This window comes from Acinetobacter sp. YH12064, from assembly GCF_013419735.1.
GTDB classification, from domain to species: Bacteria; Pseudomonadota; Gammaproteobacteria; order Pseudomonadales; family Moraxellaceae; genus Acinetobacter; species Acinetobacter amyesii.
The window spans coordinates 58,331-72,125 of sequence record NZ_VOZP01000007.1; the positions used below are offsets into that span (position 1 = coordinate 58,331).

Annotated in this window: 12 protein-coding genes and 2 tRNA genes; 6 read left to right on the forward strand and 8 right to left on the reverse strand. The window is 41.4% G+C overall.

Annotated elements, in window-relative coordinates:
• Positions 1–169: 169 nt before the first annotated feature.
• On the reverse strand, positions 170–2,050 hold the full coding sequence (locus FTU13_RS08605; RefSeq protein ID WP_180161105.1) for a potassium transporter Kup: 1,881 nt from the start codon (positions 2,048–2,050) through the stop codon (positions 170–172).
• 122 nt (positions 2,051–2,172) lie between these two features.
• Between FTU13_RS08605 and FTU13_RS08610 the strand changes: the two genes are divergently transcribed.
• From FTU13_RS08610 to FTU13_RS08620, 3 genes are all read left to right on the forward strand, one after another.
• Positions 2,173–2,263 (forward strand) — tRNA-Ser (locus tag FTU13_RS08610).
• 428 nt (positions 2,264–2,691) lie between these two features.
• Complete coding sequence (locus FTU13_RS08615) at positions 2,692–2,919, forward strand: hypothetical protein (RefSeq protein WP_078190515.1); 228 nt, start codon at positions 2,692–2,694, stop codon at positions 2,917–2,919.
• A gap of 189 nt (positions 2,920–3,108) precedes the next feature.
• Positions 3,109–3,184, forward strand: a tRNA-Thr gene (locus FTU13_RS08620).
• A 51-nt stretch (positions 3,185–3,235) separates the two neighbouring features.
• Here the strand turns inward: FTU13_RS08620 and FTU13_RS08625 are convergent.
• From FTU13_RS08625 to FTU13_RS08635, 3 genes are all read right to left on the reverse strand, one after another.
• Entirely contained in the window at positions 3,236–4,063 is an 828-nt protein-coding gene (locus FTU13_RS08625) for a cyclopropane-fatty-acyl-phospholipid synthase family protein (protein WP_180127364.1), read from the reverse strand.
• Position 4,064: 1 nt separating this feature from the next.
• Positions 4,065–5,363: an FAD-dependent oxidoreductase gene (locus FTU13_RS08630; RefSeq protein WP_180025071.1), complete on the reverse strand. Its 1,299-nt coding sequence runs from the start codon at positions 5,361–5,363 to the stop codon at positions 4,065–4,067.
• A gap of 430 nt (positions 5,364–5,793) precedes the next feature.
• The gene (locus tag FTU13_RS08635; protein WP_078190517.1) at positions 5,794–6,672 is read right to left on the reverse strand and encodes a pirin family protein; all 879 of its coding nucleotides are present in this window, start codon (positions 6,670–6,672) and stop codon (positions 5,794–5,796) included.
• A 328-nt stretch (positions 6,673–7,000) separates the two neighbouring features.
• On the opposite strand from FTU13_RS08635, the gene ycaC reads away from it, so the two are divergent.
• Both ycaC and FTU13_RS08645 read left to right on the forward strand, forming a co-directional pair.
• Positions 7,001–7,627, forward strand: a complete 627-nt coding sequence (ycaC, locus tag FTU13_RS08640) for an isochorismate family cysteine hydrolase YcaC (RefSeq protein ID WP_078193174.1) — start codon at positions 7,001–7,003, stop codon at positions 7,625–7,627.
• Between the two features lie 107 nt (positions 7,628–7,734).
• A complete protein-coding gene (locus tag FTU13_RS08645; protein ID WP_180025069.1) occupies positions 7,735–8,658 on the forward strand; it encodes a LysR substrate-binding domain-containing protein in 924 nt (307 codons plus the stop codon).
• 67 nt (positions 8,659–8,725) lie between these two features.
• Here FTU13_RS08645 and ahpC read toward each other — a convergent pair whose 3' ends face one another.
• The 4 genes from ahpC to FTU13_RS08665 form a co-directional block, all read right to left on the reverse strand.
• Positions 8,726–9,289 carry an alkyl hydroperoxide reductase subunit C gene (gene ahpC / locus FTU13_RS08650; RefSeq protein WP_078190520.1) on the reverse strand — a complete coding sequence of 188 codons (564 nt, stop codon included), beginning with the start codon at positions 9,287–9,289 and terminating at the stop codon, positions 8,726–8,728.
• Positions 9,290–9,572: 283 nt separating this feature from the next.
• Positions 9,573–10,160, reverse strand: coding sequence for a single-stranded DNA-binding protein (ssb, locus tag FTU13_RS08655; protein ID WP_078193176.1), 588 nt, complete (start codon positions 10,158–10,160; stop codon positions 9,573–9,575).
• Positions 10,161–10,211: 51 nt separating this feature from the next.
• Positions 10,212–11,576 (reverse strand): MFS transporter, encoded by a 1,365-nt coding sequence (locus FTU13_RS08660; protein WP_111884498.1) that lies wholly within the window; start codon positions 11,574–11,576, stop codon positions 10,212–10,214.
• A 155-nt stretch (positions 11,577–11,731) separates the two neighbouring features.
• Positions 11,732–12,817: a DUF475 domain-containing protein gene (locus FTU13_RS08665; RefSeq protein WP_078193178.1), complete on the reverse strand. Its 1,086-nt coding sequence runs from the start codon at positions 12,815–12,817 to the stop codon at positions 11,732–11,734.
• A gap of 207 nt (positions 12,818–13,024) precedes the next feature.
• Between FTU13_RS08665 and tenA the strand changes: the two genes are divergently transcribed.
• A complete protein-coding gene (gene tenA / locus FTU13_RS08670; RefSeq protein ID WP_180127366.1) occupies positions 13,025–13,690 on the forward strand; it encodes a thiaminase II in 666 nt (221 codons plus the stop codon).
• Positions 13,691–13,795 lie beyond the last annotated feature (105 nt).

Consider the following 13,795-nt stretch of genomic DNA (forward strand, 5'->3'; position numbering starts at 1 on the left):
TCTTCATTCTGTTGTTTTGCTCGCATACTCCTCCCAGGAAAAAGCAACAGAATGATCTCTATGTCTTTGGACTAAAAAAGTTTAATTATTACAGATAAAAAAAGCCAGAATTGATCTGGCTTTTTCGTGTCTAACTTTTAAATCTATGCCTAAAAGTTCAATCTACGTCTTAAATTTCAATCTGACTGCCCAACTCAACCACACGGTTGGTTGGAATTTGATAAAAATCGCTGACTGGACTGGTATTTCGCTGCATAGAGATAAACAGCTTTTCTCGCCAAGGTGCCATGCCTTCACCCAAGGTATGAATAATACGGTCTCTGGAAATAAAGAAACTGATTTGCATTAGATCAAATTCAAAGCGCAATTCACGATACGCATGCTCCAAAGCGGCAGGAATATTCGGCTGATCTTTAAACCCATAAAACATCGTGATTCGATAGAATCGATCATCTAGTTTTTCCGTGATCACCCGCTCATTTTCGGGTACAAATGGCACATCTCGGGTGTTGACCGTAACCATAATATTGCGTTCATGCAGAACTTTGTTGTGCTTAATATTATGCAACATGGCATGAGGCACGATCTCAGGCGTTCCTGTCAAGAATACGGCATCACCTGGAACAAACTTGGTTTCACTACCCATGCTGACACTGCGAATAAACAGGTCAATAGGCAAAGCATCTTTACCGAGTCGATTGAGCACCAATGCCCGACCATCTTTCCACGTCATTAAAATCGTAAACAATACCGCACCAATCAGGATTGGAACCCAACCGCCCGCTGCAATTTTTAATGATGTCGATGCAACAAAGATCAAATCAATCAATAAAAATGGCACTGCAAAAATCGCCACTTTCCAAACCGGCCAACGCCATAAACCATAAGCTAAAACTGAGATCAAAATCGTACCGCAGAGCATGGTCATGGTCACAGCTACGCCATACGCACTGGCCAAATTCGCACTGTTTTCAAACAGCAAGATCAAGATCAGCACCGAGATAAACAATGCCCAGTTAATAAATGGCAAATAAATCTGACCACGTTCAACTTCAGAGGTATGTTTCACTGTCAAACGCGGCAAATAACGCAATTGAATCGCCTGATTGACCATAGAGAATACCCCTGTGATCACCGCTTGAGAGGCAATCACCGCGGCCGCTGTCGCCAAAGCAATCATTGGATACAATGCCCATTCAGGGATCAGCATATAAAATGGATTGGCTAAAGCTTCAGGATTACGCAGTAGCAAGGCACCTTGGCCTGCATAGTTCAACAGCAAGCACGGCATGACCACAATAAACCATGCCAAGCGGATTGGGAGTCGGCCAAAATGCCCCATATCGGCATAGATTGCCTCACCACCTGTCATCGTCAAGATGACCGCACCCATGGTCAAGAATGCAACATAGGGCTGCTGTACCACAAAATTAAAAGCCCAATGCGGACTGATCATGGTCAACACAAATGGCGTTTGCGAAATACTCCATAATCCAAATCCGCCAATGGATAAAAACCACATGAGCGTCAATGGACCAAAGAATTTACCCATCGTGCCTGTGCCATGGCGTTGCACTAAAAATAGCCCCGCCAAAATACCAATCGATAAGGGTTGCAGCCATTGGTTAAACATCGGCGTCGCAATACTTAAACCTTCAATCGCAGATAACACGGAGATTGCGGGGGTAATGATCCCATCACCAAAGAACAAAGATGCCCCAATAAAGCCAAGGGCAATCAGGTAGATTTTTTTGTTTTCGGCAATTCGTGTGGTTCGTAGATTCAAGGCCAACAGCGACATAATACCGCCCTCGCCATTGTTATCTGCGCGCATGATGATGCTGACGTATTTAAAACTAATCGTCAGCATGATGCACCAGAAAATCAGGGACAGAATACCCAGCACAGACGCTTCGCTAATCGCCAAGTGTGCTGTGAGGAAACATTGGCGCAGCGCATATAACGGGCTCGTCCCAATGTCTCCGAATACTACGCCCAAAGCTGCCAAGGTGATGGCAGGCAATGCGGCTTTTTGTGCAGTACTTTGCATATAATTGTCTTCAATTTAGACAGGATTTTTGCGAATCATAGCACCGCTCAAGATGTTTTTGTCTAATTCAATTGTTTCTCTTGGCAGAATATATTTTTTTCGCTATTATCCACCGCGCAAAAGGTGAAGTGTCCGAGTGGCTGAAGGAGCACGCCTGGAAAGTGTGTAAACGTTTATAGCGTTTCGAGGGTTCGAATCCCTCTTTCACCGCCAGAATAAACTGCAATGCCAAGCAGAATGAAGGTCTAAATTGATAAAATTTAGGCCTTTTTTAATTTTATTGTTCTCAATATTAAATATTCCCCTAATTGATCTTCTATTTGTTTAGCTCAATAACTTCACAGTATTTAAGTCCTGATTGATGGATTTAAATCACACGTTTTTTTCCTAATGCACGACTTATGGATTTTTTATTAGCAGTAAGAAAGACACGTTTATTTACAAATACAAATTTTATATTCTAAAGACAATTACTTAAGCCTATGCTAAAAATTAATCATCCTCTCAATATAGGCACTATTCAAAAAATTATTCATTAATTTAAACATCATAGAACTGAAACGCGATTGCGGTACTTTTAACTTGATCAACGAAAAACTTAAAAAACACCTTTCATATATCACTGCTATTCCGGAGAGAACATGAATAACAGCCAGAACTATGTTAAGCAGATCAAGAACGCCAAACGTGGTGGCTATACCCCAACCCTTGCCAAAGACATCAATAAACATAAAATTCAAAAAGCACAGCGTCTGATTGACGAATGGCGAAAGCTCGCCAATGAACTCCGCCCCCAAATGCAACTGGAGATGGCATATACACTTGAAGAATGCGCACAGGATCTAGACCAAATTTTAAGAATGAAATAGCACTCAACGTTCATCCATCCTATTTTTTCGCCCACATCTTGTGGGCGAAACATTGCCTAATTTTATTTCTCTGGTTTTAGAGCCAAACATCGGTTGAATGCTGAATAAATCAAACGTATAAATTACATTCGATTTGCTGTTTTTTTAACTTGCACCACTTCAAAAAATCTGTAGAATGCATTCCACAACGCCGGCATAGCTCAGTTGGTAGAGCAACTGACTTGTAATCAGTAGGTCCACAGTTCGAATCCGTGTGCCGGCACCATTTCTTAGCCTCGCTTTTTAGTGAGGCTTTGATGTTTTTAGAGCCGCTCTTTTATGGCTTCCTCGCGCTAATCTGCACATAACGAATCAGCCCGTCTCGATACAACTTTTCGCACAATTTTGCCGTCATCTTGATTTTGAATTGATCCACATGACTCAGGCTCATCTGACTTTTTTGTTCTTGAATATAATCTGCAAAACCCTGAAATACGAATTCGCTGATATCTTCAATCTGGATATTTTCGAAACCTGCCTGTTGCACTTGGTGTTGTAAATTTTGTTTTGAATTTAAATTTTTCAAATTCACATCTGCTGCTTTCAACAGACTTTGATATTTCAATCGTTGCAATGAATTTAAATTCAAAAACGCATCAGACAACATTAAATAGTGAAAAGCAAAGCGCCCTTTTGAATTCAAAACATTAACAACTGATAAAAGCAATAAATTCAAATCACTATGATACGCAGCATCAATACACAGCACCGCATCCATACAGTTTTGTGGATAAATATTTTTTAAATTCAAAAATGAATCTTGTTGTATTTCGATTTTTGAATTTAAATTTTTTTGGATTTTTTCCACACATTCGGTTTGCAATTCGACTGCGGATAAGTTTTGAATTTGAAAATGTTCCATCCAAAAAACCAAGCTCGCGCCCTGCCCACAACCAAGGTCTAAAACACGATCTGTAGATTTTAATTGAATGGATTCGGCAAGATGGAAAGCGAGTTTTTGACAGGCTGCAGGATAGGATGATTTTGCATCATCCCAATAGCCCAAATTACTCCAAGCAAGTTCCGCATCATCTCCGAGTAGTCGACTGTTAATCGCATATTTATGGCTAGGGATGTGCTGACGAATTGCTTGAAGCCATTTCATGTTAGTAACCGAGTTGAGGGGCAACCTCCACTTTAGGTTTTAAACCCACAAACGGCAATGGTGCACCAAAAATTTCTGCAATGTGCATAGCAGACGTTACCGCAGACTCTAAAATCGGCAGACCGTCACAAGACCATGAGCCACAGAAGAAGACTTTACGCTCAGGCGATAAATGTCGTTGCTGTAACTCTTTATTCAGCGCCACGGTATGAGAATCCACCACTGCGCGTGTCAAACTAACCGAAGAGATCACTTTTTTAGGATCAATCGGTGTCACTGGCTGCCAAGTTTGGAACACTGGAGTTTTACCCACCAAGCTCGGCTCGATTGAGTTCAGCCACACGGTAAATTGCTGACGGGTAAATTTACGATCCATCATATAACTTAGTACAGACCAATCTTTGCGCTTCGGCGGCATCACGGTTTGATCGGTGTGAATCACCAACTGACCTTGCTCAAATTTAAATTTCTTTAAGAGCTCAATATCATCAGCAAACTGGGTTGGATCTAAAAATTCTTCCGTTTTGGTGGTTGGTGTCGCAACAACCACACGATCGAATAGATGATGTGCTCCGGCCTCAGTTTCCACCAAGACCTTATCGTTTTGCTCGTGCACTTTGGTAATTGCCGTACCACTTTGAATATTTAAACCTTCAATCAGCTTATCAACCAACGCAGGTGTACCACCTTGGATACGCAACAAGGCATCGCCATTGGTCAATTGACGCAAGAAAATCAACAACGGTTTCGCAGGCCATTCCCCAATCGTTTTCGGGTTACAGGTGCAAATGGTATACAACACAGGCATGACCGCACCATGCCAAAATACTTCTTCAATTTCATTTTTATTAATGAACTCGGCAAGCGTGATGTCCTGATTTTTTGATTTAAAAAATCGAGTGATCGCGGCTTTAAGTTGCAACATTCCTTTGACTAAACGCCAGCCATATTGTTGTAAGCCTTTACGGTTATTAATAATTGGGAAATTACCAATACGGCTACGACTAGTGGTCAACCACGTTTCTGTACGATCTTCAAATAGCCAACTGCATGCCATATAGGTACGGACGGGGAAAGTTTTAATCCCTAAATGGGTCGCCAAACTTAAGGTATTTTTCCAGAGGTGTGGATTCATCACACGCAAAGGGGCATCGATCAAGCCACCTTCAAACTCAGTGCTGTGGCTATCCATACCACGACCAGGCAGAGCTTCGAAAATTGTAATGTTATGCCCTGCGTCTTTAAGAATTCTTGCGGTAGCCAGCCCAGCCATGCCACTACCGATGACTGCAATTTCCAATTTTCTTTTCCATCTATAAAACACAGTTTAAAAGTATGACTGATCAGAACTTAAAAATAGCTATTAAAAAATACCAGATTCGCATTTTTTGTATGGATTTCAGTACAGCGGTTTTTAAGTTAAATTTACAAATATTTACAGTCAAAAAGCACACAATTTAAGCTTTGTTTTTTAAACATATTTTTCTTTAAAATTTTAATTACCCTATAAAACCAAACAATTAAATTAACCATTTTTATAACTTTTGGTTTACTTTAAAGCCAAGTACCGCTAAGATGCGCCACATAAGAAAGTGATAAATTCATCACAATTTATAAAAAGTAAAATGATATTTAAATCATGACAACAATAAATACTACAGCGCTCAATAAAAAAGCCTCTGACTGTTCAGAGGCTTTTTTTTCGGCTATTTCAATGTCATGAATTTCGCTTAAGCTTCATGCGCCAGCGCAATTTCACCAAATTTTCCGTTATTGAAATCATCAAAGGCTTGAATGATTTCAGCTTTGCTATTCATCACAAATGGGCCATAACCTTGAATCGGCTCATTTAGTGGCTCACCGCTAAGCAACAAAAATTGTGTGTCCTGCAACGCTTGTAGCTGAATGGCGATATCGTCTTTGGCAAACATGACCATCGAACTGTCTTGCACTTTATGGCTTTCATTCACCACAACCTCACCCTTCAAGACCACCAAAATGGTGTTATGCCCTTCAGGTACATGTAAGGTGGTTTCATATTGAGCTTTCAACTCACCATCCCAGACATTCACTGGACTAAAGGTCTGTGCTGGCCCAAGGTGACCACCCATTTCACCGGCAATCACCCGAATATGGCCTGCACCTTCATCCATGTCTATGCGTGGAATATCTTGGCGCGTGATCGCTTGATAACGAGGCTGAGTCATTTTGTCTTTTGCCGGTAAATTCACCCACAATTGAACCATCTCAAAAAGACCACCTGCTTGAGCAAATTCAGGCGAATGAAATTCTTCATGTACCAAACCCGAACCTGCGGTCATCCATTGCACATCGCCCGTTTGAATTGTGCCGCCACCACCACTTGAGTCTTTATGAGTCACTTCACCGCTGTAGGCGATAGTCACGGTTTCAAAACCACGATGTGGATGTGAACCCACGCCATGCTGTGCAGTGGTGGGATCGAACTGATAAGGTGCCGCATAATCCAAAAGCAAAAATGGGCTAATGGCCTGACCTAGACGATCATAGGAGAATAAGCTTTTGACTGGAAAACCATCACCCACCCAATGCATTTGCTGATTACGATAAACACCAATTACTTTTTTCATTTCTTAGCTCCTATATTCATACGATAGGATGAACATAGCGCTTATTTTAAGCTTTGAAATACTTGCTGACCATCATCCAAATAGCATTATATATCTCAAATATAGAACAATAATCAGTAATACAATCTAAAATTTACTCAAAAACAAGCATTGATTTGGAAAATATAGGGGTTTAAGTCATATTCAACAATAAATTATCCCAATTTTATGATTGTTTTTCTCATTTAAACCCATTCCATTATCCCATTTTTATAGCTATGCTAAATCGAGTTAACACGCAGACTTCATCTGATCCTGCGTACTTGCAAACAGGAAAGAGGACAATAAAATGGGCAAACCTTACGTTCGTTTAGACAAAGACAATGCCGCGGTACTTTTAGTTGACCATCAAACAGGTCTACTTTCATTGGTTCGCGATATTGATCCAGATAAATTTAAAAATAATGTGCTCGCACTTGCTGCAGCCGCGAAATATTTTAATCTTCCAACAATTCTCACCACCAGTTTTGAACAAGGTCCAAACGGGCCATTGGTTCCAGAACTCAAAGAAATGTTCCCTGACGCACCTTATATTGCACGACCAGGTCAAATTAATGCTTGGGATAATGAAGATTTTGTGAAAGCAGTCAAAGCAACCGGCAAAAAACAATTGATTATTGCCGGTGTAGTGACTGAGGTTTGTGTGGCATTCCCAACCTTGTCTGCTTTAGAAGAAGACTTTGACGTCTTTGTGGTGACCGATGCTTCAGGTACTTTCAACCATTTAACCCGCGACTCAGCGTGGGAACGTATGACGCAAGCGGGTGCACAGCTCATGACGTGGTTTGGTACCGCGTGTGAATTACACCGTGACTGGCGTAATGATATTGAAGGTTTAGGTGCGCTTTTCGGCAACCATATTCCAGACTACCGTAACCTCATCAACAGCTATACGCAAAATACTGAAAAGAAATAATCCTCCAGTAGTAAAAAGCGGCTTCGAGCCGCTTTTTTTATACCTGATGTATAAATTGACGTATGATAATTGGAATTGAAATAATTTTTCACTGCATAAGGTGATCCATGCATTCATTTGATGACTATTACTACTTTTACTTGGTGGTGAAACATGGCGGTTTTAGCGCTGCAAGTGAAGCATCGAATATTACAAAATCAAAATTAAGCCGACGCATTTTAGATCTTGAAGCCAAATATAATGTCACCCTTATTCAGCGTTCTACCCGACACTTTAAGGTCACGACATTAGGCCAAGAATTGTATGAAGAATGCATAAAAGTGATCGAACAAGTCGAATGTGCGCATCAGGTGCTCTTGAAGCAAAAAAGTGAACTTGAAGGCTTGGTTAAAATTAGCTGTCCACCAGTCATGATGGAACATCAAATTCGCCCCTTGTTAAATCAGTTTTTAAAAGATCATCCCAAAGTTCAGGTCGAACTCGAGCTGTCTAGCCGCCGTGTGGATGTCTTACATGACGACATTGATTTGGCGATTCGCACCAATTTTAGTAAGAATGAAGACTCGAGTATTATTGTACGTGACGTGATTAAAACCGTGCATTGCTTAGTGATTAGTCCTGAACTTTTACAAGGACGCGAGTTAAAGCATATTACCGAATTGACAGAATTTCCGAGTATCGTTTTGGGCACACAGAAAAACCGCTATCAATGGCATTTGCATCATACGGGACAGCAAGAACAGATTGAAATTGCCTTACAGCCTCGGATTAAAAGCAATGACTTAGCCGGTACTTATTATGCAGCACTCGATGGTTTAGGCATTGCAGACTTACCCTATTTAACCGTGCAAGCAGATATTGAGGCAGGTCGTTTAATTCACCTCTTCCCCGAATGGTGCTCAAATGTCGGTACGGTGCAATTGGTATATGCTTCGCGCAAAGGTCAACGCCTAGTCATGGAAAGATTAATTGACTATTTAGTCGATGGAGTTCGTGGCTATGCTCCAGAACATGATGGCTATTTAGTCTAATGATCTAAACCACAAAAAAGCCAGAACTGAGTTCTGGCTTTTTTAAATCTACGGTTGGATCACCAAATTAGATTTTACCCACTAGGTCGATCGATGGTGCAAGCGTCGCTTCACCTTCTTTCCATTTTGCAGGACATACTTCACCTGGGTGTGCATGTACATATTGAGCAGCTTTTACTTTACGCATCAATTCAGAAGCATCACGACCAATACCACCTGCATTGATTTCAACGATTTGGATTTTACCTTCAGGGTCAATTACGAAAGTACCACGGTCAGCAAGACCATCCGCTTCAATTAAAACATCAAAGTTTTTCGCAAGTGTCCAAGTTGGATCGCCAACCATTGGGTATTCGATTTTCTTAATTTCTTCAGAAGAATCGTGCCAAGCTTTATGCGTGAAGTGTGTATCAGTAGATACTGAATAAATTTCTACGCCCATTTTTTTGAATTCAGCATAGTGATCAGCAAGATCGCCTAATTCTGTTGGACATACAAAAGTAAAGTCAGCAGGATAGAAAAACACCACAGACCATTTACCGTAGAAGTCTTTTTCTGAAACTTCAATAAATTGACCGTCTTGGTAAGCGGTAGCGTTAAATGGTTTTACTTCAGTATTAATTAAACTCATTTGATATTCCTCTAACTCATTTCAGGGATTGCTTATCTGTTGAAGCTAGAATACAACTTATCAAATCATAGGTAAAACCGAACTTTTTTATAAAAACTATCGGATTTTTAGATTTATTATTTATATTAATATTAGATTTTAATCGACGCTACCAATCAATAATCTATTCGCTCAATGCTGAACACAGTACTGGCAAACATTTAGATACACATAAAAAAACCCTCAAGATTGAGGGCTTTTTTTGATGATGGTCTACCGTTTTAAACGCTGTGTTTAAGGTTCATTAAAACGGTAAGTCGTCATCTAAATCTGCTGCTGCAGGAGCCGGTGTCGGTGCAGGCTGTTGTTTTGGCGCAAAACCACCTGGGTTGTTATTGCCATAGCTATTGCCTTGAGCCGGTTGGTTATTGCCATAACCGCCTTGGTTTGAGCTATTACCGTAGCCACCTTGGTTTTGGTTATTGTTATAACCACCTTGTTGATTATTAAAACGAGGCTGACCAAAATCACCGCCTTGACCTTGTTCGCCTTGTTGGCGATTATTGTCAAGCATTTGCATTTGTTCACCACGAATTTCAGTCGTGTAACGCTCTTGACCGCCTTGATCTGTCCACTGACGAGTACGTAATGAACCTTCAATATACACTTTAGAACCTTTGCGCAAATATTGCTGTGCAATTTCACCTAAGCGGTTATGTAACACAATACGGTGCCATTCTGTTTGCTCTTTACGTTCACCTGTATTTTTATCTGTCCATGAATCACTCGTTGCAATTGAAAACTGAGTGAGAGAACCACCATTTGGGAAAGTTTTTGTTTCAGGGTCACGACCCAAAGTACCAACTAAAATGACCTTATTTACACCACGCATCAGACGTATTCTTCCTATTTGTTTCTATTATTTACTTTATAAGAGTTATGCTTAAATGGCTACCTCTTTCCCTAACAAGTGCGTTAAATGTTGTCGCGCAGATTCATCCATCTGCTGCTTATCCACTTTTACATAAGCCACTTGCTGGTCAGACATCACCACAACTTCTTCAATACCACGAATTGCTAAAAGCTGAGAAGTCCATTCATCCGTTTCTTTATCTTCAGGCAAACTAAACACCATAGACGATAAATAACGCGGCTGAGCCAACCCAAAACTAATGATCAACCATAAAATGGCTAGCCCTGTCAGGATGCCCCATCCCATTGCCGTATCATTTAGCAATAGAAGTTGCCCACCAATCATACCACCAAAAAATGCCCCCAGAAACTGACTGCTGGCGTTCACCCCCATGGCAGTCGCTTTGGATTGAATTGGAGCTGCTTTCGATAACCATGACGGTAATAATGCCTCCATCACATTAAATGCGATAAAGAATAAACCTAAGCCTGTCAGCAAAATATATTTTGATTCGAAACCAAAAATTAAGATGCCCAATCCTAAAATAATGCCACCAATGGCGGTCAAGAAAATGCCGCGCATTTTGCGATATTTTTCCGCCAAAATAATACTTGGAAAGGCAAAAAACAGGCTCACGACCAAAAGCGGCAAATACACCAGACCATGTGAATGTAATGGAATATTGGCAAAGTCAATCAACTGAGAAGGCACATAGATAAACATCGCTGTGAGCAGTAAATGCAATGAAAAGACTGAAACATGTAAACGATTTAGATCAGGCATTTTCAGTACTTGCTTTAACTGCGTCAGATAACCTTGTTGAAAATTTTTATGATGACGCGTTACTTTCGGTACCAATAGCAACATCGCAATCGCGGCAAGTCCCATGATGGTGGTCACCCAAAATAAACCCGAGATGCCGACTAAACCTGTGAGCCAAGGCCCAAGGCTGAACGCGACCACAAAGGACAAACCGATACTCATCCCCATCATGGCCATGGCTTTAGTACGTTGTTCTTCACGTGTGACATCGGCTAACAAAGCCATCACTACGGCAGATACAGCACCACCACCGGCAATCGCACGCCCGATAATTACGCCATAGATGCTATCGGACATCGCCGCAATTGCACCGCCTAAAGCAAACAACAGCAGCCCGATCACCACCAACGGTTTACGGCTATAACGGTCTGCAATCAAACTAAACGGAATCTGTAAAATCGCTTGGGTCAACCCATAGACACCCACCGCTAAACCAATGAGTGCCGGTGTTGCCCCTGCATATTGCTGACCTGCCACAGAGAAAACAGGAATAATCATGAACAGCCCCAGCATACGTAAGGCGAAAATACTACTCAAAGCAAAAGTTGAGCGTCGTTCAAGAGCATTCATCATAGCTGGTTAAAAATTCATTAATCTTGGAATGGGATTATAGGACATTCAGCTTAAAGCGAAGCAGGATTTTTATTGATTTTAAATATCCTGATGATTGGACAAATAAAAAGCGCAGCTGACGCTGCGCTTTTTGGGAGATTTTAGGCAAATTTAAATTAGCCTAGATTTTCTTGACGCTTTTTATATTGAATTGAGGCAATCACAGCCCAAACAATAAATGCCACACCAATTAGACCCGTTACCACTTCAGGGACATGAAGACCTGTGCCACTCGCCAACATAATGAAGGCCAAAGCACCAATCGCATAATGCGCACCATGTTCAAGGAAGATATAAGCATCTAAGGTGCCTTTATCCACTAAGTAAATGGTCATTGAACGCACGAACATAGCACCAATAGCAAGACCGAGCATAATGATTACCACATCAGAGGTAATCGCAAATGCACCAATCACACCATCAAAACTGAATGAGGCATCGAGTACTTCAAGGTAAAGGAAACCACCAAAACCTGCTTTGATCACGCCCGTCGGTACGCCATTTGCGTCATGTCCAACCGCATTACCGTTTTCATCAACTTCAGGTTCACCACCCAATAAATGACTCAGTACTTGGACACCGATATACACCACGATCCCCCAGATACCCGCCATCACTACCGCTAGACGAGAGGCTTCGGCCACGTTTGCTGCCATTATCAATAACGCAATTAGGGCAATAAACACGGACATCGCAGGAACGTTCGCAAGATTGGCCAAACGGCGCTCTAACCAACGGAACCAATGGGTATCTTTCCCTTCATCTAAGAAGAAGTTCAGGAACACCAACAATAAGAAAGCACCACCAAAGGCCGCAATTTCTGCATGATGTGCCATCAATTTTGCAGAGTATTCAATTGGATTATTCAATGCCAATTGCACCACTTCCATAGCGCCCATGTCTGCAGTAACAGCCACGATCACAATTGGGAAAATCAGACGCATACCGAATACAGCAATCACGATCCCGACGGTTAAGAAAATCATTTTCCAAAAATGATCCCAACCACGGAGTACAGATGCATTGACAACGGCATTGTCAAAAGACAAAGACACTTCCATCACCGCTAAAATGGCAGTGATGGTCAGTGCTGTCAGCATGGCTTGCACACCTGCATTTGGGCCATGATTCAGACCCCAATATGCAGAAATGGCAAGACACACGATCGTAAAGACGATTGAGAAACCAAAATGTTTCATCATGATAGATCGACCTATTCATTCAATAAGATTTCAAAATGAGGGAATACCCAGTTTGAAGCTAAGTTTATGGCGCAATTATGCCGCTTTTCAGGATTGAAACCAAAAATTATTCGTTACATTTTGAATAAACGCTCTAAGATGGAGGCTCTCAATTACATCGCATCATGGTGTAGACCCGTCTTTCATTTTTAACGACAGGAATGTTCAATGCGTTTTTCTGAAGAAGTTTGGCAACGTAATACTGCGTTATATCAGCAGATACTCCATCTACCTTTTAATCAGGAATTGGCTCAGGGCAATTTAAGCCGCGATGCCTTTTGCCACTATGTCATTCAGGATGCCCATTATTTATTGGCCTATGGTCGTGCGCTTGCAGTGTGTGCAGCCAAGGCGTTTGATGCCGACGATGTGATTCAGTTTTCTGAAGCAGCAAAAATTGCCATCGTGGTGGAACGCAGTCTGCACAATGACTTTATGCAAGGTTTTAACATCAGCAAAGAACAGTTTGAAAATACTCCACTGACCCTTGCCTGCCATCATTACACTTCGTTTCTAACAGCGACAGCATGGTCAGAAAGTTACCCTGTGGTCCTTGCCTCACTCCTGCCTTGCTTTTGGATCTATGCTGAAGTCGGCAAAGCCATTGTCAGCCAATCTGTGCCTAATAACCCTTACCAAGCATGGATCGACACCTACTCAGGTGAAGACTTCAATACTGCTGTGCAAAACGTGATTCAAACCATTGATCGAGTGGCAGCCCGCTGCGATGCAGATACGCTTGAAAAGATGCATGCCGCTTACACAAACGGAGCAAAATTAGAATGGATGTTCTGGGACAGCGCGTATCAACAGCGCACATGGCCCGTTGAATAAACCTGTGATTTAAGCTGTATAAAAATTTAAGGATCTAAAATTGCTTTTAGATCCTTTTTTAATATGGTTAGATTCGGTTTTTAGAATGACCTTGCACGATCATTT

Coding starts and splice junctions, on each gene's coding strand:
- FTU13_RS08605 (WP_180161105.1), bottom strand. CDS start 2,050: ATGCAAAGTACTGCACAAAAAGCCGCATTGCCTGCCATCACCTTGGCA.
- FTU13_RS08615 (WP_078190515.1), top strand. CDS start 2,692: ATGAATAACAGCCAGAACTATGTTAAGCAGATCAAGAACGCCAAACGT.
- FTU13_RS08625 (WP_180127364.1), bottom strand. CDS start 4,063: ATGAAATGGCTTCAAGCAATTCGTCAGCACATCCCTAGCCATAAATAT.
- FTU13_RS08635 (WP_078190517.1), bottom strand. CDS start 6,672: ATGAAAAAAGTAATTGGTGTTTATCGTAATCAGCAAATGCATTGGGTG.
- ycaC (WP_078193174.1), top strand. CDS start 7,001: ATGGGCAAACCTTACGTTCGTTTAGACAAAGACAATGCCGCGGTACTT.
- FTU13_RS08645 (WP_180025069.1), top strand. CDS start 7,735: ATGCATTCATTTGATGACTATTACTACTTTTACTTGGTGGTGAAACAT.
- ahpC (WP_078190520.1), bottom strand. CDS start 9,289: ATGAGTTTAATTAATACTGAAGTAAAACCATTTAACGCTACCGCTTAC.
- ssb (WP_078193176.1), bottom strand. CDS start 10,160: ATGCGTGGTGTAAATAAGGTCATTTTAGTTGGTACTTTGGGTCGTGAC.
- FTU13_RS08660 (WP_111884498.1), bottom strand. CDS start 11,576: ATGATGAATGCTCTTGAACGACGCTCAACTTTTGCTTTGAGTAGTATT.
- FTU13_RS08665 (WP_078193178.1), bottom strand. CDS start 12,817: ATGATGAAACATTTTGGTTTCTCAATCGTCTTTACGATCGTGTGTCTT.
- tenA (WP_180127366.1), top strand. CDS start 13,025: ATGCGTTTTTCTGAAGAAGTTTGGCAACGTAATACTGCGTTATATCAG.